This window comes from Phaeobacter sp. CECT 5382 (genome assembly GCF_001457775.1).
GTDB lineage: Bacteria > Pseudomonadota > Alphaproteobacteria > Rhodobacterales > Rhodobacteraceae > Pseudophaeobacter.
In genome coordinates this window covers 62,250-83,891 of record NZ_CYSG01000010.1, presented here as the reverse complement: position 1 = coordinate 83,891, position 21,642 = coordinate 62,250, and the positions used below count along the sequence as shown (strand labels likewise).

Genomic DNA, 21,642 nt, shown 5'->3' with positions numbered 1-21,642 from the left:
ACAAATACAAACCCCTTTGCTGCGGCTATTTTGCCCTGCAAGATCCGGCTAAACTTGGTTTTGAAGCCAATCGCGCAGCATCTGAACCACCTCAGCGTTGCGCGGCCGCCGTGGGGCCACGACAAAATAGCCCAGATTGTTTTCCACGGTCAGATCAAATGGTTGACACAAACTGCCCTGCCGCAACTCCTTTTCGACAAAGGCGCGGTTGGTCAGGGCCACGCCTTGGCCGTCAATTGCCGCATCGATGGCCAAGGCCGTCTGGCTGAAATTCACCACCCGCATTTCCGGGATCTCGTGATCTGAAAATATCTGTTCCAGCATCAATGGCCAGAACCCATGTGCATCCTGCAACAGAACATGCTGCACAATATCTACTGGCTTTCTCAGGGCCCTTTCACCAAGAGTCAAAGACGGATGACAGACAGCAATGACTTTGGAAGACAGCAGCGGTTGCGCAATCAAGCCAGGCCCAAAGGGAGGCTCGCCTTGGCGAATGGCAATATCCACGCCATCGTTCTGGAAATTGGCCAGGGTATTGGACGCATCAAGCCGCACCCTGAGCTGCGGAAAATCCGAAGACAATTGCCCCAACCGCGGAACCAGCCATTTGGTCGCAAATGACGGCGTCGAACTGATTGTTACTACGGAATTCTGAGGCTTTAACGCCTCGGTCGCCTTGGTGATCATCTCAAAGGCGCGCCGCACTGGCGTCAGGTATTTGCGCCCTTCATCTGTTAAGCTCACCCCGCGAGGCTGGCGATGAAACAGCTGGATCTGCAACCGGGCTTCCAGTGCGCGCACCTGCTGGGCAACTGCTCCCTGGCTGACCCCCAGCTCCTGTGCTGCCAGGCGAAAATTCAGATGCCGCCCAGCAGATTCAAAAGCCTTGAGCGCATTCAAAGGAGGGAGTTGTTTCATACAGGCCCCGATAGGCTATAGAATTTCTACAGTCATAAGACAGAAATTCTGATTGGTCAAAGCCGGTGTTGTGCCCGATCCTGCGTTCCAGAGCCAACACCCAGAAATCCGGAGACCATCATGTCAGAGCAAAAAGTCGCAATCATCATCGCAGGCGGCAGTGGAATGGGCGCCGACAGTGCGCGCAAACTGGCCGAAGACGGCTACAAAGTGGCTATCCTGTCTTCTTCCGGCAAGGGAGAGGCCCTGGCAAAAGAGCTCGAAGGCATTGGTGTCACCGGCTCCAACCAGTCCAACGAGGATCTGAAAGCCCTTGTCGACCTCACGATGCAGACTTGGGGACGTGTCGATGTCCTGGTGAATTCTGCCGGTCATGGCCCTCGCGCATCCATCCTGGAGCTGAGCGATGAAGACTGGCACACTGGTATGGATGTCTATTTTCTCAATGCAGTACGGGCCACACGGCTGGTCGCCCCAATCATGGTCGCGCAAAAATCCGGCAGCATCATCAACATTTCGACCTTTGCCGCCTTTGAACCCGACCCGGTCTTTCCGACCTCTGGCGTGATGCGTGCCGGGCTTGCGGCCTATAGCAAGCTGTTTGCTGACAAATATGCAGCAGACAATGTTCGCATGAACAACGTCTTGCCCGGCTTCATCGACAGCCTGCCGGAAAAAGAAGAATTCCGCGCCAGAGTGCCAATGGGGCGCTATGGCGACTCGCTCAAGGAGATTGCGTCAGTGGTGGCATTTCTCGCCGGTGAAGGCGGCGGCTACATCACTGGTCAGAATATCCGGGTGGATGGTGGCATCACCCGGTCTGTCTAGGAAGACATTGATCGACCCACTGTACCATGCATGATCTGTCGTCGCCCGCAGCTGCGACGACAGCACCCCCGGCACGTCCGTCTTACGCAAATCTCCCAAGCCTATTCGCCGGGCTGCAGCCAGGCCCGCAGATAGGGGACCAACCGCTGAGACAGGGTTTGGTCTCCATGCAGCGCGCAGAAATTCAGGGCCAGTGCCTGGGCGACAAAGGCCTGCATCCCTTCAGCCAGAAGATCAGCTGAAACATCAGTGCGAAATGTGCCGACTTCAAACCAGCGCCGGGCGATTGCGATATAGCGCTCAAAGGTCATGGCAATCGGCCCCACGTCTGAGACCGCAGCAGCGCCTGAAAGACGCAGGATGACATCGAACACATAGCGTTCACTGGTCATGAACTGCAAAAGCGGCAGCTGCAGCTTGACCAGATCCTCTATGGTTTGCGGCGGTTCGGCCGCTTCTAGCTCGTCAAGGTAGGCGTCGATCCTGGCCCCGATCAACAGGTCCATCAGCGCGTCTTTGTCTTTGAAATGAGAGAAGAAAGTGCCCTTCGCAACCCCTGCCCCCTGCACCACCTCTTCGATGCGCATTGCTGTGTAGCCACCTTGCGCCACCAGATCACTGGCCACGGCAACAAGCCGTGCTCGGGTCTCAAGAGTTCTTTTTTGTGTCTGTCTTGCCATGCCAGCTTGGTGCCACGTCAAATCTGTTTGGTCAATTTCCTCACCGGTGTTTTTCACAATAAATTGACCTCGGTCATTTTTTGTTTGACCGCAGTCAATTTTTCAAAGATTAAATGACCACGGTCAATTTAGGAGATTCCCATGACACGCATCTATGTTCTGAACGGCCACCCTGCCGAAAGCTCTCTGTCCAAGCAGCTGGGCGTTACCTATGCCCGCACCGCCGAGGCAAGCGGCCACGAGGTTCGCATTTGTCACCTGCACGAGATGGATTTTGACAGTGATTATGGCTTTGGCGGTTATAGCCAGACCAAACCTCTGGAGCCGGACCTACAGGGTTTTGTGCGTGATCTGGAATGGTGCGAGCATTTTGTCATGACTACGCCAATGTGGTGGGGCGGGTTGCCCGCCAAACTGAAGGGGCTGTTTGACCGCGCGCTGCTGCCAGGACAGGCGTTCGATCCGCGCAACACCACCATGGGCATTCCGGCGCCTCTGCTCAAGGGCCGCAGCGGCCGGGTGTTTCTGACTGCCGATACCCCCGGCTGGGCCATGTCGCTGTTTTACAAAAAGGCCATGCTGCGTCAGGTGGAAAAACAGATACTTGGCTTTATTGGGCTGAAGCCGGTGAAAACCTCGTTTTTCGCCCCGGCCTCACACCCTGAGCGGAAAGCCGTAGAGAGCTGGCTGACAAAAACACAAAAACTGGCAGCCAAAGCTGCATGAGCCAGCTGCCGTATCTTTCTGACCTCCCTTTCTGGCCCAGCATGATCAGGCCAGAAAGCGGACCAAAAAGAGCGCGCAACTCCCCCTTTGAGGCGTCCCGTATCAGGTCTTTAGATCAGGACTTCAGGCGAAAACGCTGGATCTTTCCAGTCTCGGTTTTGGGAAGCTCTTTGGTAAAGACGATCGAACGCGGGTATTTATAGGGGGCAATGCTGGCCTTGACGTGATCCTGCAATAGCTTGGTCAGCGCATCTGATGGCAAATGCGCCGTCGACAGTACCACATGCGCCTCGACAATTTCTCCGCGCGCCTCATCGGGGGCCCCGATGACAGCACATTCCGCCACCGCGTCATGCGCAAGCAGAGCGGCCTCCACTTCGGGGCCTGCAATATTGTAGCCGGACGAGATGATCATATCATCGTTGCGGGCGGCAAAATGCAGATAGCCGCCTTCGTCCATCCGGAAACTGTCACCGGTGACGTTCCATCCGTCCTGAACATAACCCTCTTGCCGATCATCCGCCAAATAGCGGCAGCCTGTTGGTCCCTTGACCGCCAAACGGCCAATCTCGCCGCGCGGCGCCTCGTTTCCATCCGCATCCAGAATTCGCACCTGATAGCCCTTCACGGGCTTGCCGGTACAGGCTGGACGGTGGTCAGAAAACCGGTTGGTGACAAAAATATGCAACATTTCTGTGGCACCGATACCGTCCAGCATCGGTTTTCCTGTCTTGGCAATCCAGTCGTCATAGACCGGTGAAGGCAGCGTTTCTCCGGCGGAAACCGCCGCCCGCAAAGAAGACAGGTCCGCCCCCTCCTCCATGGCACGCAGCATGACGCGGTAGGCGGTCGGTGCTGTAAAGCACACGGTCGCCTTGTATTTCTGAATGATCTCAATCAGGTTTGGCGGAGATGCGTTTTCCAGCAGTGTGGCCGCAGCACCAAATCGCAAAGGAAAGATCGCCAGCCCCCCAAGACCAAAGGTAAAGGCCAGCGGCGGTGAGCCAACAAAGATGTCCTCGGGCTGCACATCAAGAACTTCGCGCGCATAGCCATCGGCAATGATCAGCAGATCCCGGTGAAAATGCATCGTCGCCTTGGGCGACCCTGTAGTGCCAGAGGTAAACCCCAGCAGCGCCACATCATCGCGCCCTGTCTCAACCGCCTCATAAGTAACCGATTTTTCCAACGCCAGCCGGTCCAGTTCGGCGTCGTGGTTGGAGGTTCCGTCGAACCCAACCACCGAGGTCAGAAACTTGGAATCCTTGGCACAGGAAACCAGCTCATCCATCAGGCGGGTATCGCAGAGCGCATGGCTGATTTCTGCTTTATCGATAATTTGCCCCAGCTCACCGGAGCGCAGCATCGGCATGGTGTTGACCACCACGGCCCCCACCTTGGTGGCGGCCAGCCAGCAAGCTACCATGGCCGGGTTGTTCGCAGAGCGGATCAACACACGGTTGCCCGGCTTCACGCCCAGATCCTCGCTCAGCACATGGGCCAGCCGGTTGGTCCAATCAGCGAGCTCCTTGTAGGTGCGCCGCCGCCCGTTTCCGATCAGTGCAGTGTGGTCACCAAAGCCCTTGTCAACCATGGCGTCTGTCAGCTCGACGCCGACATTCAGGAACTCGGGATAGTGAAAGCCTTCCAGCAAAAACTCAGGCCATTGCGCCATCGGCGGCAGGTTGTCACGGGTAAAAGTATCGCTATGTGCGCTCACGCCCAGCATCTTCAGTATCCTTTCTGTTTCTGGCTCTGAAAGGCACCGAGCGTCTGGCGCGCAATCACCACCCGCTGCACATCCGAAGCACCCTCGTAGATGCGCAACGCTCTGATATCGCGGTACAACTCTTCAACTTTTTGCCCCTGTCGCACACCATCGCCGCCATGCAGCTGTACCGCCTTGTCGATAACCTGCTGCGCCTGATCGGTGGAGAATAGCTTTGCCATGGCAGCCTCGCGCGTGACCCGCGCCGCGCCACTGTCCTTAGCCCAGGCAGCGCGGTAGACCAGCAGCGCTGCTGCATCCACATCCAGCGCCATATCGGCGATGTGCCCCTGTACCATCTGCAATTCAAACAGTGGCGCGCCCTGCACCTGCCGGGTCGAAACCCGCTCCAGCGCTTCGTCCAGCGCGCGACGGGCAAACCCAAGTGCAGCTGCCGCCACGGTCGAGCGGAACACATCCAGCACCGACATCGCGATCTTGAAGCCCTGCCCCGATGCGCCAATCAAAGCCGATTTAGGAATACGGCAGTCGGCAAACCGCAAGGTCGCCAGCGGATGCGGCGCGATGACATTTTGGCGCTCAACCACGTCAAACCCGGCAAGGCCCGCAGGTACGATAAAGGCAGACAACCCCTTGGCCCCCGGAGCGTCTCCCGTGCGGGCAAACAGAGTGTAGATATCGGCAATGCCACCGTTGGAGATCCAGGTCTTTTCCCCGTTCAGCACATAGTGATCCCCGTCCAGGGTGGCTGTCATGGTCGAATTGGCCACATCAGACCCCGATTGTGGCTCTGTCAGGGCAAAGGCCGAAATCGCCTTGCCACTGCGCGTCAGCGGTAGCCACTCTGCCTGCTGCGCCTCGGATCCAAAGAGCGAAATCGCACCGGTGCCAAGCCCCTGCATTGCAAAGGCAAAATCCGCGAGACCATCATGGCGCGCCAGGGTTTCCCGGATCAGGCAAAGGCTGCGTACATCCAGACGCTCGCCGACCATGGCACCGCTATGCTGCGCCCATCCGGCCTCTCCCAATGCGACGACAAGACTGCGGCACGCAGCATCCACATCGGCATGGTCGACCTGGGCCAAATGAGAGGCGGCCCAGTCATCCAGCTCGTCGGCCATCTTGCGGTGGCTGTCTTCAAAGAAAGGCCAGCTTAGAAACGTCCGGTCTGCCATCTGTCATCTCCCTATGTCATCTTACCCGAATTAGTCCCGCCCGATCTCTGCCGGAGGCTTGCAACCTCTCTCTAGGCGGATTGAATTGGCGACTCAGTCGCCCTCAAAGATCGGGTTTTCCTTATTTACAAAGGCCTTATAGGCGCGCTCGAAATCTGCCGTTTGCATGCAGATCGCCTGTGCCTGAGCTTCGGCCTCGATGGCCTGCTCGATCGACATCGACCATTCCTGCGCCAGCATGGTCTTGGTCATCATGTGGCCAAAATTTGGCCCTGCCGCGATCCGCTCGGCCCAGGACTGCGCCTCTGCCTCCAGATCCGATGCTGCAACCAACTTGTTGTGAAACCCCCAGGCAGCCCCCTCTGCGGCGCTCATGGAGCGGCCAGTATACAGCAGCTCTGCCGCGCGGCCCTGGCCGATGATGCGAGGCAGGATCGCACAGGCGCCCATGTCGCAACCGGCCAGACCGACCCGCGTAAACAGAAAGGCTGTCTTTGCCTCAGGCGTGGCAATCCGGATATCCGAAGCCATGGCAATAATCGCGCCGGCCCCGACGCAGATCCCGTCAATGGCGGCAATCACCGGCTTGCCGCAGTTCACGATCGCCTTGACCAGATCGCCGGTCATACGGGTAAAAGCCAGCAGCTCTTTCATGCTCATCTTGGTCAGGGGGCCAATGATATCATGCACATCACCACCAGAGCTAAAGTTGCCCCCATTGGAGGCAAAGACAACCGCCTTGACGTCGTCATCATAGTGCAGATCACGAAACCAGTCGCGCATCTCGGCGTAGCTGTCAAAGGTCAGCGGGTTCTTACGTTCCGGCCGGTCCAGAGAGACGGTCGCAATCCCATCTTCGATCCGGCACAGAAAATGCTTGGTGTCCACTTTAGTCATGTCTCGCTGTCCTTATTGTCTAATCGCCGCGCCACCCCATCCAGCGCCTCGGCCATGCTCTGGGCTGCGTCTGGGGTCACCTCGGCAAAGATTTTGTCGATCCAGGCTTCATGCGCCGCAGCCTGGCGGGCAAATTCTGCACTTCCCGCCGACGTCAGCCGTACCCGGCTGGCCCGGCGGTCACCGGGAACTTTTTCACGCAGCACATGGCCATCTTCGACCAGCCGTTCGATGATCCCCGTCACATTGCCGTTGGAGACCTTCAGCACCGACGACAGCTCGCTCATCTTCAGCCCCTCGTCATGCTGAGTAAGGGCAGCCATCACATCGAACCGTGGCAATGTGGTTGCAAACTCCTGCCGCAGATTTTCACGGATGGCGCTTTCTACTGTGCGCGTGGCTTTCAAAACCCGCAGCCACAGCCGCAGGCGGTCTTTTGACGTATTCTCTTGTCCCGAAACCTCTTGGCTCAAACTATCCTGGTTCAAATTTCCCCTCCCGAAATCGGTAGTGCCACACCATTGACCGATCCGGCACCACCACTGGCAAGCCATAGCGCAGCTTCGGCCACCTCGGTCGGCTGGATGAAACGATCCTGCGGATTGCCGCGCCGCAAGGATTTAGCCGCCTGCTCCGGCGTCATGCCGGTTTTGGCGATGATGGTCTGCAACGAGTTTTGCAAAAGCGGTGTTTCAATGAAACCCGGACAAAGCGCATTGACTGTCACCCCGGTCTTCGCCAGCTCAATCGCCAAAGCCCGTGTCAGGCCGATGACACCATGTTTTGCAGCGCAATACCCTGACACATATGGATATCCCTTCAGCCCAGCGGTTGAGGCAATGGCGATCAGCCGCCCCCAACCCGCCGCTTTCATCCCAGGCAGGCAGGCCTGCCACAGATTGAAAACGCCGTGTAAATTGACCCCGAGTGCTGCGTTGAAATCCTGCGAGCTCATCTTTTCAAACGGCATGGACGGGGCCGCACCGGCATTGGCAATTGCAATATCCACCGCACCATTTTCCGCAACCGCGCGGGCTAAAGCCTGATCCAGACTGGCCCGATCCGTCACGTCACAGGAAAGCGGCACAGCGCCGATCTGCGAAGCCACATCCTGCAATGGCTCAGGGCGGCGACCAAGAATTGTCACTTTGGCGTTTCGTGCGGCGAACTGCTGCGCAAGCTCTGCCCCCAAACCGGACCCGCCACCAGTGATAACAACGTGTTTACCCGCAAGGCTCATGCGCGGATTACCTCCGCATCACGATCCGCAAGCCGCCAGGACTGATCACGCCCCGCCTGATAGGGAAGTGGCCACAGGCCAGCGCGATCACCGATTTTGGTCGCCTCATGTAGTGCCCAGTAGGGATCCGCCAGATGTGGGCGCCCAACACAGATCAAATCAGCGCGTCCGGCCATCAAGATCGAATTGGCATGATCTGCCTCGTAGATATTGCCCACCGCCATGGTCGCAAGGCCGGCATCGTTGCGAATGCGATCCGAAAACGGCGTCTGGAACATGCGCCCATAGACAGGCTGCGCCTCGACCGAGGTTTGCCCCGCCGACACATCAACGATATCCACACCAACTGCCGCAAAGGCCTTGGCGATATCGACAGCTTCTTCGGGGGTTACGCCCTCCTCGCCCAGCCAGTCATTGGCAGAGATCCGCACCGACATCGGCTTGGTTTCAGGCCAGACCGCCCGCATTGCCTCAAAAACCTCCAACGGGTAGCGCATCCGGTTTTCCAGGGAGCCCCCATAGGTATCAGTCCGAATGTTCGAAATCGGCGAAATGAAGGAGGAAATCAGGTAGCCATGCGCCGCATGCAGTTCGATCATGTCAAAGCCACAGCGGGCCGCCATCTCGGTTGCGGCCACGAACTGCGCTTTGATCTCGGCCATTTCCTGCAACGTGATCTCCCGAGGAGTCGCGTTTTGTGACGACCATGACAAGGCGGAGGCCGAGACCAGATCCCAATTGCCTTCGCTCAGCGGTGCGTCCATCACTTCCCAGCCGAGCTGAGTGGAGCCCTTGCGCCCGGAATGACCAATCTGACAACAGATCTTGGCCTGCGTTTCACCGTGCACAAAATCAACCAGCCGCGTCCAGGCCGCCTCATGCTCGGGCGCATAAAGACCCGGACAACCCGGGGTGATCCGCCCCTCAGCGCTGACACAGGTCATTTCAGTATAGACAAGCCCTGCGCCGCCCTTGGCGCGCTCCCCATAGTGAACCAGATGCCAATCCGTCGGGCAGCCGTCCTGCGCCTTGTACTGCGCCATCGGCGAGACCACGATGCGGTTTTCCAGGCGCATGTCACGCAGTTGATAGGGGGCAAACATTGGTGGACGTGTCGGCGCATCCTTAGGCGCACCCGCCGCTTGCTGGAACCACGTTTCAGCTGACTGAAGCCAGTCTGCATCCCGTAAACGCAGGTTTTCATGCGAGATCCGCTGGCTGCGGGTCAGCAAAGAATAGTTGAACTGGACCGGATCCATGCCAAGATAGCGCTCTACATCCTCGAACCATTCGAGCGAGTTGCGCGCTGCGGACTGCAATCGCAACACGTCAAGCCGACGCTCTTCCTGGTAGCGTTCAAAGGCACGCTCCAGTGTGGGTTCAGTCGAAATCAGCTCTGCCAGGGCGATGGCGCTGTCAAAGGCCAGCCGCGAGCCGGACCCAATGGAGAAATGCGCCGTTGCCGAGGCATCGCCCAGCAACACGACATTTTCATGGTGCCACTTGTCGCACAGAACCCTTGGAAAATTGATCCACACCGCAGAGCCACGCAGGTGGTCGGCATTGGAGATCAGGTCATGCCCGCCAAGGTGATCCTCAAAGATCCCTTCGCAGGTGCGAATGATCTCTTCTTTGGACATATCCTCAAAGCCCCAATTGTCCCAGGTCTCGGCGGAACACTCGACAATCACCGTCGCGGTGTCATCGTCGAACTGATAGGCGTGAATCCAAACCCAGCCATGCTGGGTCTTTTCAAAAACAAAGGTGAAGGCATCGTCAAACTTCTGATGTGTACCAAGCCAGATGAATTTGCAGGGCCGCACATCGATATTGGGTTTGAAATGCTCCGCAAACTCCTGACGCACCGCCGAATTCAAGCCATCGCACCCCACGACAACATCATAGTCCTGCTGGTATTCGGAAGCTGGTCTGGCGTGAGTTTCGAATTTCAGGACCACACCCAGGGCACGAGCCCGCTCCTGTAGGACCAAGAGCATCTTTTTACGGCCAATACCGGCAAATCCATGCCCACCAGAGACCGTGCGCACCCCATCCTGCACCACCGCAATGTCATCCCAATAGGCAAAGCTGTCTTTGATTTCAGCCGCACTTTCCGGATCATTCACTGAAAGATTCTCAAGCGCGTCATCCGACAAAACAACGCCCCAACCAAAGGTGTCGTCGGCCTTGTTCTGTTCAATGACAGTGACCTCGGTGTCTGGCTGGCGCAGCTTCATCGAAATGGCGAAATAGAGCCCCGCTGGCCCACCCCCCAAACATGCGATCTTCATGGCCCTCTCCCTTTTTCACAAACTTCTGTGCTTGGGGTGAGGATAGGAGGCGCATAAAAAACTTCAAGCTTAAAGTTTCATACCTGAAATTACTGAATACCCTGTAATTCGAAAGATCAGATTGTAGCTCCCCCTCGACAAGGCACTGCGTTGTTGGAAATTCAAGATCGAAACCCGCTAAACACTGTGGGGAAATTATCCACAGGCTGAAATGGAGAAAGTTTTATCATTTACTAACAAATTGTTAAAAGGCTCTTCTAACCAGGAAACCCTGTGAGCAAGTTGGGGATAAGGTTAATCAACCGCGTTGAATCAGGGCGAAAAACCTCCAAGACCACAGCCAATTCAGGCACCAACGGAACCATTCTGTATGACGACACTCTCAAATTGTGCCTCATATAGAGAAACAGCTGCCAACATGGGGTGAGACAGTTCTCCTAAATTCGGCAAAATTGCCCGAAAAAGTTGAATATTGTAAATAGTGGGCCGAAAAATTGGATCTCTGCCCCCAAATTATCGAGATATCACAAGTAAAAACAACCCTCCCAAACCAAGCCGGGTCCCATTTCGCTCTGAATTCAGTAAGGTTTCGCACGGCATATGACAACATATGCCAGAAAAGAGCGTTCTTAAAAGTTTCCCCTGACAGCCAGCTGACAGCGAGCGGTCACACAGACAAAGGTCACACAGGCAAAGGTCACACAGGCCGGGTTAGATTTCGCGAAGATAGCGCATCACCGCTGTACGTACGGACTGGTCGCCCTGATTGCGCGATTCTGAAATAACTGATCTCAGATCATTAAGGTCAATACGCGTTAACAATGACTTAACGGGCCCAATTGATGCAGGCCGCATGGACAAGGTGCGCATTCCCATGGCCGCAAGACAGGCCGCCTCGATGGGGCGACCGGCATCTTCACCACAAAAGCTGAGAGGCGTTCCGGACGTCTCACAGCGACCGACAATCTGTTCAATAAAGCTTAGAAAACTGACGTTCAGCGTGTCATACCGCTTGCGAACCCGCTCGTTTTCGCGGTCTGCAGCAAAAAAGAACTGCTTCAGATCATTGCCGCCAATAGACAGAAAATCGACTTCATCAAAGAATTTCTGAGGGGCAAATGCCAGAGACGGGGTTTCTAACATCGCGCCGATTTCAAGGGTTTCAGGCAGGACATGTCCCAGAATACGCTCTCGCTCCAGCGTCTTGTTTACTTCTTCTCTTGCGGCGCGAAACTCTTCGGCCTGGGCAACAAAGGGGAACATCACAGTAAGTGGACGACCATTGGCGGCACGCATCAAGGCCTGCAACTGCATCCGCATCACACCCGGCTTGTCCAAACCCACCCGAATGGCACGCCAGCCCAAGGCCGGATTCGGCTCATCGTTGGGCTTCATATAGGGCAGGACTTTGTCTGAGCCGATATCCAGGGTCCGAAACACAACCCGCTTGCCATGGGCTGCGTCCAGAACCCGTTTATACAGCTCAACCAATTCTTGCCGTTTTGGCATCTGGTTGCGCACCAGGAACTGCAATTCGGTCCGAAACAGGCCGACACCCTCGGCCCCAGACCCTTCGAGCGAGGGCAGATCTGCCATCAACCCGGCATTCATGACCAGATCAATCTTCTGACCATCCAGCGTTACCGCTGGCTTGTCACGGATCGAGACATAGCGCTCCTGCGCCTGGGCCAACATGGCGATTTTGTCGCGAAATGCACTGACAACACTGTCGTCCGGGCGTAGATGCACCACGCCCTGCTCGCCATCCACCATGATATGGTCGCCATTCAGCGCCTCATTGGTGATCCGTTTAGTGTTCACCACCAGCGGAATTGCCAGCGCGCGTGCCACAATGGCTGCGTGAGACCCCACGGACCCCTCTTCCAGAATGATGCCTTTGAGGTTGCGACCGTATTCCAGCAGCTCGGCGGGGCCGATATTGCGCGCCACAAGGATCGGGTCATCAGGCAGCTCGGCACCGGTTTCCGCGCCCTGCCCTGTCAGAATGCGCAGCAAGCGGTTGGACAGGTCATCCAGATCGCTCAGCCGCTCACGCAGATAAGAATCCTGGACCTGGGACATCCGTGCCCGGGCCTGAGATTGCTCCTTCTCGACGGCGGCCTCAGCGCTGAGACCACGCGAGATATCTTCCTCCATCCGCCGCATCCAGCCCTTGGAATTGGCAAACATCCGATAGGCTTCAAGGACTTGCAGCTGTTCCTTGTCGCCATTTTGCGAAATCTCGAGCATCTTGTCGACGCCGACACGAAGCTGTTCCACAGCTTCATTGAGACGCTCCAACTCGCGCTCGGGATCATCGGCAATCGGGTTTGTAACGACAACACGGGGTTCATGCAGCCAGACATGCCCTTCGGCTGCGCCCTCCTGGGCTGCGGTACCGGGCAACAGGACAGGCTGTTGATGCAACGGTGACAGCGCCGCCCCCTCGCCGACAAAGGCGCCAAGTTCGGTCATCTCGGCGATAACCATTGCGACCACTTCTAGCGCATAGACCGCATCGGCAGAAAATTCCCGCGCCTCTTTGGATTGCACGACCAGCACGCCGAGCATTTCGCCCAGACGCTGGATCGGAATGCCGAGGAAAGACGAAAACCGTTCTTCGCCGGTTTCCGGCATATAGCGAAAGCCCTTGGCATTTGGCGCATCAGGCGTGTTCACCACCTTGCCAAACTTGGCGACGCGCCCGACCAGACCTTCGCCAACCCGCATCCGCGTCTGATGCACGGATTCCACATTCAGACCTTCGGTGGCACAAAGCTCAAGCGTGTCATCATCGCGAAACAGATAGACCGAGCAGACCTCAGTCCCAATGCTATCAGCGATGAGATGGGTAATCTTGTCCAGGCGGGCCTGGCCGGGATTCTCCCCAGCCATGGCCTCACGCAAGCGGCCAAGCAGCTTGCGGCTTTCAGATTCAGTACTTTCGACCATGGGCCCTGTTCACATATTCTTTTTGTGGCAGGTGGCCCAATTCTTTAGGCCACCTTGTCCAGTTCAAAGGCATCATGCAGTGCTTGAACCGCAAGTTCCATGTATTTCCGATCTACAAGGACGGAAATCTTGATCTCTGAGGTTGTAATAACCTTAATGTTGATACCCTCATCCGAGAGCACCTTGAACATCTTGGCCGCAACACCCGATTGCGAGCGCATGCCAATTCCCACAACCGAGACTTTGGCGACATCTTTATCCGCCACCAGTTCAGCATAGTTCAGCTCCCCCTGCTCCTTGATGCCCAGCAGTGCCTTTTCGGCGCGGCTGACCTGATCAGTGGGGCAGGAAAAGGTCATGTCCGTACGGCCATCTTCCGAGATATTCTGCACAATCATATCGACATTGACGCCGCCATCGGACAGCGCATTAAAAATGATCGCGGCGATGCCTGGGCGGTCAGCGACCGACATCAGGGTCATCTTGGCTTCGTCGCGGGAATAGGCCACACCGGCCACAACATTGGATTCCATGATTTCCTCCTCGTCGCAGACCAGGGTTCCGGCCTCGTCGGACTGTTCTTCAAAACTAGAGAGAACGCGCAGTTTCACCTTGTAGCGCATTGCCAGCTCAACCGAGCGGGTCTGCAGCACCTTGGCCCCCAGCGAGGCCAGTTCCAGCATTTCTTCGAATGCGATCTTGTCGAGCTTGCGGGCTTTGTCGCAGATGCGCGGATCGGTGGTATAGACCCCGTCCACGTCCGTGTAGATATCACAGCGCTCAGCCTCAAAGGCGGCGGCAAAGGCCACAGCAGTGGTATCCGACCCACCGCGCCCAAGCGTGGTGATACGCCCTTCGGGACTGATGCCCTGAAAACCGGCAACCACGGCGACGCGCATGCCTTCGGCAAACTTGGCATTGATGTTTTCCGGTGGGATCTCTTCGATCCGGGCCTGACTATGGGCGCTGGTGGTTTTCAACGGCACCTGCCAGCCCTGCCAGCTGCGCGCGGGCACATCCATTTCCTGCAGCGTCAGCGCCATAAGGCCAGCCGTTACATTCTCACCAGACGATACCACCGCATCATATTCGCGGGCATCAAACAATGGTGAGGTCTCGTTGACCCAGCCAACCATCTCGTTGGTCTTGCCTGACATTGCCGACACGATAACGATGACGTCATAGCCCTTGGCTACTTCGACACCGACGCGTTTTGCAGCGCGGCGGATCCGGTCGAGGTTGGCGACAGAGGTGCCACCGAATTTCATTACTAGAACGGGCATGGGCAAATCGTCTCCGTGCGCTCGCTGTTTCCGATCATGGCGTCTTAGGCGACAGCGGTTTCAAGGGCAAGGCTGCGAATTGTAGCGATACACCTTATATGGTGCCCTCCGACGATCTGCCGCAGCTCGGTCCGCACGCAGCCCGCCTCTTATCCCAACCTCAGGCACGCCAGAAGCGCACCGTGAGAATTGCATAAACTGCCATCAGCTCCAAACGCCCGATCAGCATCGCACTGCTCAAGATCCATTTGGCACCGTCATTCAGCGAAGCGAAATTGCCAGCAGGTCCAATGGTGTCCCCCAACCCCGGCCCCACATTGGCGATTGCCGTGGCAGCCCCTGAGACAGCTGTGACAAAATCCAGGCCGGTCAGCGCAAGCGCCCAAGCAACAATCCCCATCGTCACCACAAAGAACATGAAGAACGAGATGACCGAGCTGAGCACATCCGGACCCACCGGGCGGCCTTCGAAGCGGGGCACAAAGATCCCATGAGGGGAGCGGATCCGCTGAATCTGCACCCGGATGGAGGCAAAGAGCAGCTGATAGCGGAAAATCTTGACCGAACAGGCGGTCGACCCCGCACAGCCACCGATCATACCGACAAAGAAGAACAGCATCACCAGAAAGCTGCCCCATTGCATGTAGTCCGTACTGGCATAGCCGGTCCCGGACATGATCGATGTAATATTGAACAGGGCCTGGCGCACGGCCAATTCAGCATGATGCGGAAATCCGAAATACAGCACTGCGGCCGTCACCAGAACCAGGATCGCCAACGTGCCCAGAAACGCGCGGATCTGGCTGTCGCGAAACATCGGTGTCGTCTGCCCATTCACCAGCTGCACATAGCGCACAAACGGCAAGGCCGCGAGGATCATAAAAACAGAGGCGGCATATTCCGCCGGACCGCTGAAGGCCCCAAAGGAGGCATCGTAGTTGGAAAACCCCCCAGTCGCGATCGTCGTCATTGCATGGACCAGGGCGTCAAATCCTCCCATGCCCAGCAGCACGTAAACCAACATGCATATCAACGTCAGGCCGACGTAGATCATCGAGATTTGTTTGGCGATCGCCTGCGCCCGCGGGAGAATTTTCCCAAAGGTGTCAAAGGATTCCGACTTGAAGATCTGCATACCGCCCACCCGCAATTCGGGCAAAAACACCATGGCGACCACAATGATCCCGATACCGCCCAGCCACTGCAGGATACCGCGCCACAACAACAGCCCCTTGGGCAGATCATCCAGTCCGGAAATCACTGTCGATCCCGTCGTGGTCAGGCCGGACATTGCCTCAAAGAACGCATCGGTAAAACTGAGATCCGTCACCCCAAGCATCAAGGGCAGCGCGCCAAAAATCGGCAGGGCCACCCAGACAAATGTCGTCAGCAAAAAGGTCTGTTGGATGGTTAATCCCTGGTGATCACCACTGGCACAGCTCAGCGCCAGCAGCGCCCCTGCCAGCATGGTGATCACAGCGCTTTCCAGAAACACCGGCCACTCGCCCCGCCCTTCCAAAAGGTCAGCAAGAAAAGGGAACACCATCGTGGCCCCCAGGATCACAACCAGCAGGCCGATCACATATCCAACAGGTCGAAAATCCAACATGGGGCGAGCGTTGGCCTCCTGGGGCGAAACTGTCAAGTCAAAGGCGTCTGACGTAATAGCAATGGCACGACCGGTCACTGGACCACGCACACGCGAGGCTGCGCCGCTCCCCTAGCCCTGATGGATCAGTGTCGAGAACAGGCGTGGATCCAGGCTGGTGTTGGAAAACAACGGCCCCTGCGTCAGAATGCTGATGGCATCATGACTGTGCAGGCTTTCCTGATGGCTGGCGACGATGCGGAAATCGCTGATTCGACCATCGTTCTGCAGGGCCTCGCAGAACAATCGGGCTGCATCTTCGACAAAAATCGGATTGGCGGCGTTGAGCTCGGCAAAGGCCTGCTCGTCCTCGCGTTTGACCATGACTTGGGTTTCGGTCGGCACGGCCTTGCGACAATGACCAATCAGATCCTCAAACCACAGGCACTCCGCTTTGGGATCGACCGACACAGAAATGCGCGCCACCGAGCGTTGCGAATGCGGCGTTGCCAGCTGGCCGCGTGACTGGCGGGCATGTTCGCTCAGCTCCAGCGAACAGGGGCAGGTCGAGGAATACACATAGTCAAGATGCATGATCTTGTGGCGCTGGCCCTGTGCCTGCACCAGCTCAAGCGCGATGTCGTAATACTGATAGCCAGACAGGCCAGAACGCAGGCTTTCAATCCGTACAGGGAACGAAAACCGCATCTGGATGCGGGCGTCCATGCTATCCAAGTCCGTCAGATAGTCGCTCAGCGCAGCTTCCATCACCTCGAAACTAAAGGTTTTTTCCGCGTGCTTGTAAAACGACCGCATGATCCGGGACATATTGATGCCCTTCTTGCCCGCCTCAAGGCTGACAGAGCCGGTGATCGAGGTTTCCAGCGTCAGATCACCATCATCCCGGGTGTGAAAGCGGATCGGCAGGCGGAAATTGGAAATCCCCACATGCTGGATCTGCTCCTTTGCGCCACGGATCAGACTGGCAGGCCCGTTCTGCAAATCCGGCAGCGTTGCGCGATAGGTCTCGTCAGATTTGAAATCTTGCGGGTAGTCACGCGACAGATCCGGGTAATTGCCCACCTCACGGTCAGGCAACAGGCGCGCCACAGCCGGGTCGAGCTGGGCAACCTCCGTGGGGGTCGCAGCATCGGCCCATTGGCGCAACAGGGCCAGCGCCGCTTCGGCGTCCTGGCGGTCGGGGGCTTCGGACAGATCACGCGTGGGGATGTTCATGGCACAATGCACTCCGCATAGCGCCGCCCTGCAGTGGCGGCGTTCAACTGGTTTAGACCTTTACGGCGCAGAATTCAAAACGGATCACTCAAATACGGCAGGTTTCAGCCCGGATCAGACGAAAGAGACCAATCCGGGGAAATCCTGAAGCATTGGCCGCGCTTAAGCCTGCGCAGCAGCCAAAGCCTGCTTAAGATCGGCAACAAGATCATTGCCATCCTCAAGCCCGACAGAGAAACGTACCAGCCCCGGTGTGATACCCAATTCGTCCTTGAGCTCATCAGACAATCGCTGATGCGTGGTCGTCGCCGGATGCGTGGCAATGGATTTTGCATCCCCCAGATTGTTGGAAATCACCGGAATGGTCAGCGCATTCAAAAAGCGGAAGGCTGCGTCCTTACCGCCCTTGAGATCAAGCGACAACACAGTGCCGCCCCGCCCGCCCAGTTGGCTCTGAACCAGTGCGTGCTGAGCATGCCCTTTCAGGCCCGGGTAGATTATGCGCTCTAATACGGCATGCCCCTCAAGCGCTTCGGCGATCTGCAACGCGGTTTCAGCCTGCGCCTTGACCCGCAGATCAATCGTTTCCAGACCTTTAAGCAGGGTCCAGGCATTAAACGGGCTGAGGCTGCCGCCAGTGTGTTTCATATAGGGTTCGAGTGTGCCGCGAATGTAGTCTTTGGTGCCCAGTACCACGCCGCCCAGCACCCGACCCTGGCCGTCGATATGTTTGGTCGCAGAATAGATCACCACATCAGCGCCCTGCTCAATCGCTTTGGAGAACACTGGCGTCGAGAAGACATTATCCACCACAACGGTTGCGCCGAACTCATGCGCAATGCAGGAGACCGCCGCAATATTGATCACCTCTAGGGTCGGGTTGGACATGCTTTCAAAGAACACCGCCTTAGTGTCCGGGCGCATCGCCGAACGCCACTGGTCGAGATCGGTGCCATCGACAAATGTAACCTCAACCCCATAGCGGGTCAGTACATTTTCCAAAATATAAAGGCAGGAGCCAAACAGCGCCTTGGCCGAGACCACGTGATCGCCCGCCTTCAGGATTGAGGTCAGCGCGCCGCTGACCGCCGCCATCCCCGAGGCCGTCGCAAAGGCGTCTTCGGCGCCTTCCAGCATGGCGATGCGATCTTCGAACATCGCCACCGTAGGGTTGCCGTAGCGGGCATAGATGAACTCATCCGGGCCTGTTTCAATGAACCGGGCCTCAGCCTGTTCTGCGGTATCGTAGACAAACCCCTGGGTCAGAAAAATCGCTTCGCTCACCTCGTTATACTGGCTGCGGCGCGTGCCCCCGTGCACCAGCTTGGTGCGGTTGTTCCAGGTTTCACTCATCTCATGTCCTCCTGCGCCTGTAGCGCAACAAAAAACCCCCGTCCGGCCAAGCGAAAGGGGGTCCTTCACATCCTGACCTCTTTAGCGGAATGTTTAACGTGGCCCGCAATCCGGCTACAAATCTACCACGCCCAAAGAAATACTCTTTGGAAAATTAAAATTGCGTAATATCAAAAGCTTGTGCGATCAATAAAGCCCTTCATCACGACATCTCAACTCTCAACCCTAAAACTCGGCATTGGTATGCCTCGGAGGCATTCCTAAATTCCCAAGGCATACTCTGACACTACAAAGCAAGATTCTTTGTAGACAGGAGAACTGTACGATTTTCTGCAGTACGGCAATGGACCGCATCAACGCAAGTCTGAAATCTTCCAAATACGTTCTTGTTACCTCATCAACCCTGAATCCAAAATTTCTAGAGTACAGCTTCCAGCCCAAAGTGACCGGTGCGAAGCGAGGTTGGTTCTCGCTGCCGCACATGCACAAATCGCACCTCGACTTCCTGGAAACGGACATTCAAGCTGTCAAACGCGGCTTTTTGCCCTCAAGTTCGGCAGTGAGCCCAGAGCAACCGTTCTTGGCAAGTCATCTGAAGTGCCTTACGCATTGCGTAAGGAAAAACGAAGAAGCAGGTCAACGCAATGTCTCCATTGAATAAACTCGAACGTATTGGGGCTTGGTACGATCAGGTTTTCTCTGGAGATGTTGCGGTTTTTAAAGCTCAGGAGAGCCCTGACTGCATTCGCGAGGTCGAACATCTATCTGGTGAAACTTTCCCTCCAGAAATCCGTGAACTCTATCAAAATTATGATGGGGAAGTGCCAGCTCAGCGAGGCCGCATATTGGGCCACAGCTTGGTCAGTCTAGACTGGATGAAAAAGTACCTGCGTGAAGCAGTGGAAGCAATAAAGCCAAAGAACCCGTCAATTCCCGACGTGGCACAAGCGGATCGTTATGTGAATGAGATTGTTGAGGTTGTTACCAAATCGATAGATCGCCCACCTTTCGAAAATGCGAAATACGGTTGGCATTGGTTGGATTTTGAATGCGGCCCAGCGTCTATGGGCGGCCCCTATCTTTACGCCTCGGCGTACACAACCGGTAGGGATCGCGAAATCTTGAAATTATCTGGTGAGGCTAAAGATGAGATTTGGCGTTTGGCAAGGCTATTCAACAGGATGGAGAAGGAAGCGTTCGGTTGGGACTTTCTGAAGTTCAGAATTTCTGGTCACGGGGCAATTGATCTAGAACGGTGCTACCACGACACTGGCGCTGAGTTTCTGAGTTCTCTTCCCGAAGGGGCAATCAGAATAAAAGACTTTCACAACAAGTGGTTGCCAGTAATCCACGACGGGGGCAATAACTGCATTGGAATTGATCTTGATCCCGCCGACAGAGGGACACGCGGCCAAGTTATCGTGTTTGGGCGGGATGAAGACGAACGTTTTGTTGTCTCGCGCAGCTGGGAGTGTTTTTTGGATCATTTGCTGCAATTGATCGAAGACGAAGGTCAGGCTTTTCGCGAGGAGAGGCATCTGCACGACTATCTTAAAAGCGAATTGTTCGCTCGTTGAGAGCTGAAGGTAATTTTTCGTATAGACACCTCAAAAGTCTGCTTTGTCCCGCTCAGCCAACCTTGACTCCTGCCTCAGTACCGATTTGGTGTGCTGGTGCCGCAAGTCCGCTGTGAGCCCTTAGTGACCGATGCTGCGCGGTAAATTAATGTCTGCAGAAGAGTTACTTCCTGAGAGGGTTTAAGCGGGACAACAAGTACTTTGATAACGATGGCTTGGGCGTAGTGGGGTTTTGCGAGAGCTTCAAAACAGGCTCTTCGGCCTTCTGATTTCCGTAAATATCAGAAACTAATCTACGGTGAGCTATCGTGTCTGTCCCGTCGATGACGTTTTGGTAGCCTGCTAGAATGTCAGCAGCATCACCTGCCTGATCTATACCGTAGTGGGCGACGATTTCTTCGATTGCGAGAGTATTCTGACCTTCGGCAATGAGGCTAGCCCAACGCAGAGCCCTATATCTATCTGCATCTTGATGGTCAGCAACGACCTTTGAGAATGGTTTTGATGCGACTTCCCGCCGCGCAGTTTCCGCCATTCCAATAATCGTATTAAAAATCATCCGACTTGCATCTTCGACGTCTGTCAGCCCGTCGGATTTTTCGTGGTTTTCCATAGGCAAAGCCGGGACCTTCCACGCAGCATCTGATCGGAAGGAGGGCGGTTTGTGCAAATTGTCATGCAACCCCTGCGCACGCCAGTGGATTGGATCAACCGCCATTGGTTTGATCCCCAATTCAACTTTCAGAAGATTTTGCATCCCATTAGGTGTCGTGCCTCCAGTTATAAACGCCGTCAGATACCATTCACCTTCTACCTTAAAAATCCATGCTGATTTGCGCTTCCAACCCGTACCTTTGATCAGTGGGTTGAGGCCCTTGATTGCTAGATCTTTGAATCTCTGCCCGCACCGTTGACGCTGATAAAGGGTCATTTCTTTAGTTGGAACGATTGGCTTTTGCGTTTGGGTCATTGAATAACTCTTGAGGCAATCTTCATGAAAATGAACGCTTTCACTCATGATTGGTTCTGTTTCAAATAGATCCGCATCGATCCATTGCCGAACACTATAAGCAGCCATTGGGTTTCGCAATTTTAATGTCAGCAAAGTCCGCAAAGCGTGAGTTAACCGGGTCTGTGGCTTCGCAACCGCAGCGAACGGCGGGTTT

18 protein-coding genes and 1 riboswitch are annotated in these 21,642 nt (G+C 56.0%); of the genes, 4 read left to right on the top strand and 14 right to left on the bottom strand.

Annotation, left to right across the window (positions count from 1 at the left end; translation table 11 throughout):
- Nucleotides 1-48: 48 nt before the first annotated feature.
- Entirely contained in the window at nucleotides 49-921 is an 873-nt protein-coding gene (gene gcvA / locus PH5382_RS12225) for a transcriptional regulator GcvA (protein WP_058334670.1), read from the bottom strand.
- Nucleotides 922-1,041: 120 nt separating this feature from the next.
- Here gcvA and PH5382_RS12220 point away from each other — a divergent pair, with 120 nt between their 5' ends.
- Nucleotides 1,042-1,749 (top strand): SDR family oxidoreductase, encoded by a 708-nt coding sequence (locus PH5382_RS12220; protein ID WP_058334669.1) that lies wholly within the window; start codon nucleotides 1,042-1,044, stop codon nucleotides 1,747-1,749.
- A 101-nt stretch (nucleotides 1,750-1,850) separates the two neighbouring features.
- Here PH5382_RS12220 and PH5382_RS12215 read toward each other — a convergent pair whose 3' ends face one another.
- Complete coding sequence (locus tag PH5382_RS12215; RefSeq protein ID WP_058334738.1) at nucleotides 1,851-2,429, bottom strand: TetR/AcrR family transcriptional regulator; 579 nt, start codon at nucleotides 2,427-2,429, stop codon at nucleotides 1,851-1,853.
- Nucleotides 2,430-2,570: 141 nt separating this feature from the next.
- On the opposite strand from PH5382_RS12215, the gene PH5382_RS12210 reads away from it, so the two are divergent.
- Nucleotides 2,571-3,155 carry an NAD(P)H-dependent oxidoreductase gene (locus PH5382_RS12210; RefSeq protein WP_058334668.1) on the top strand — a complete coding sequence of 195 codons (585 nt, stop codon included), beginning with the start codon at nucleotides 2,571-2,573 and terminating at the stop codon, nucleotides 3,153-3,155.
- Between the two features lie 115 nt (nucleotides 3,156-3,270).
- Here PH5382_RS12210 and PH5382_RS12205 read toward each other — a convergent pair whose 3' ends face one another.
- The 11 genes from PH5382_RS12205 to metZ all read right to left on the bottom strand — a co-directional run bounded on the left by PH5382_RS12205 (nucleotide 3,271) and on the right by metZ (nucleotide 18,899).
- Complete coding sequence (locus PH5382_RS12205) at nucleotides 3,271-4,884, bottom strand: AMP-binding protein (protein ID WP_058334667.1); 1,614 nt, start codon at nucleotides 4,882-4,884, stop codon at nucleotides 3,271-3,273.
- Between the two features lie 2 nt (nucleotides 4,885-4,886).
- Nucleotides 4,887-6,059: an acyl-CoA dehydrogenase family protein gene (locus tag PH5382_RS12200; protein WP_058334666.1), complete on the bottom strand. Its 1,173-nt coding sequence runs from the start codon at nucleotides 6,057-6,059 to the stop codon at nucleotides 4,887-4,889.
- 93 nt (nucleotides 6,060-6,152) lie between these two features.
- Nucleotides 6,153-6,956 carry an enoyl-CoA hydratase family protein gene (locus PH5382_RS12195; RefSeq protein ID WP_058334665.1) on the bottom strand — a complete coding sequence of 268 codons (804 nt, stop codon included), beginning with the start codon at nucleotides 6,954-6,956 and terminating at the stop codon, nucleotides 6,153-6,155.
- Entirely contained in the window at nucleotides 6,953-7,444 is a 492-nt protein-coding gene (locus tag PH5382_RS12190) for a MarR family winged helix-turn-helix transcriptional regulator (protein WP_231751865.1), read from the bottom strand. The genes PH5382_RS12195 and PH5382_RS12190 overlap by 4 nt, the downstream gene beginning before the upstream one ends.
- Nucleotides 7,441-8,196: an SDR family NAD(P)-dependent oxidoreductase gene (locus PH5382_RS12185; RefSeq protein ID WP_058334664.1), complete on the bottom strand. Its 756-nt coding sequence runs from the start codon at nucleotides 8,194-8,196 to the stop codon at nucleotides 7,441-7,443. The genes PH5382_RS12190 and PH5382_RS12185 overlap by 4 nt, the downstream gene beginning before the upstream one ends.
- Complete coding sequence (locus PH5382_RS12180; protein ID WP_058334663.1) at nucleotides 8,193-10,487, bottom strand: bifunctional salicylyl-CoA 5-hydroxylase/oxidoreductase; 2,295 nt, start codon at nucleotides 10,485-10,487, stop codon at nucleotides 8,193-8,195. The genes PH5382_RS12185 and PH5382_RS12180 overlap by 4 nt, the downstream gene beginning before the upstream one ends.
- A 711-nt stretch (nucleotides 10,488-11,198) precedes the next feature.
- Nucleotides 11,199-13,439 (bottom strand): phosphoenolpyruvate--protein phosphotransferase, encoded by a 2,241-nt coding sequence (ptsP, locus tag PH5382_RS12175; RefSeq protein WP_058334662.1) that lies wholly within the window; start codon nucleotides 13,437-13,439, stop codon nucleotides 11,199-11,201.
- Nucleotides 13,440-13,483: 44 nt separating this feature from the next.
- Complete coding sequence (locus tag PH5382_RS12170) at nucleotides 13,484-14,722, bottom strand: aspartate kinase (protein WP_058334661.1); 1,239 nt, start codon at nucleotides 14,720-14,722, stop codon at nucleotides 13,484-13,486.
- A 160-nt stretch (nucleotides 14,723-14,882) separates the two neighbouring features.
- Nucleotides 14,883-16,331, bottom strand: a complete 1,449-nt coding sequence (locus PH5382_RS12165) for a TrkH family potassium uptake protein (protein ID WP_058334660.1) — start codon at nucleotides 16,329-16,331, stop codon at nucleotides 14,883-14,885.
- A gap of 111 nt (nucleotides 16,332-16,442) precedes the next feature.
- Nucleotides 16,443-17,546, bottom strand: coding sequence for a GTP cyclohydrolase FolE2 (folE2, locus tag PH5382_RS12160; RefSeq protein WP_058334659.1), 1,104 nt, complete (start codon nucleotides 17,544-17,546; stop codon nucleotides 16,443-16,445).
- 162 nt (nucleotides 17,547-17,708) lie between these two features.
- Nucleotides 17,709-18,899 carry an O-succinylhomoserine sulfhydrylase gene (gene metZ / locus PH5382_RS12155; protein ID WP_058334658.1) on the bottom strand — a complete coding sequence of 397 codons (1,191 nt, stop codon included), beginning with the start codon at nucleotides 18,897-18,899 and terminating at the stop codon, nucleotides 17,709-17,711.
- Nucleotides 18,900-18,959: 60 nt separating this feature from the next.
- Nucleotides 18,960-19,038: riboswitch (SAM riboswitch) on the bottom strand.
- A 204-nt stretch (nucleotides 19,039-19,242) separates the two neighbouring features.
- On the opposite strand from metZ, the gene PH5382_RS12150 reads away from it, so the two are divergent.
- Both PH5382_RS12150 and PH5382_RS12145 read left to right on the top strand, forming a co-directional pair.
- Nucleotides 19,243-19,560 (top strand): hypothetical protein, encoded by a 318-nt coding sequence (locus tag PH5382_RS12150; protein ID WP_058334657.1) that lies wholly within the window; start codon nucleotides 19,243-19,245, stop codon nucleotides 19,558-19,560.
- Nucleotides 19,544-20,476: an SMI1/KNR4 family protein gene (locus PH5382_RS12145; protein ID WP_058334656.1), complete on the top strand. Its 933-nt coding sequence runs from the start codon at nucleotides 19,544-19,546 to the stop codon at nucleotides 20,474-20,476. The genes PH5382_RS12150 and PH5382_RS12145 overlap by 17 nt, the downstream gene beginning before the upstream one ends.
- Before the next feature lie 163 nt (nucleotides 20,477-20,639).
- On the opposite strand, the gene PH5382_RS12140 is transcribed toward PH5382_RS12145, so the two are convergent.
- Complete coding sequence (locus PH5382_RS12140) at nucleotides 20,640-21,554, bottom strand: hypothetical protein (protein WP_058334655.1); 915 nt, start codon at nucleotides 21,552-21,554, stop codon at nucleotides 20,640-20,642.
- Nucleotides 21,555-21,642: the final 88 nt, after the last annotated feature.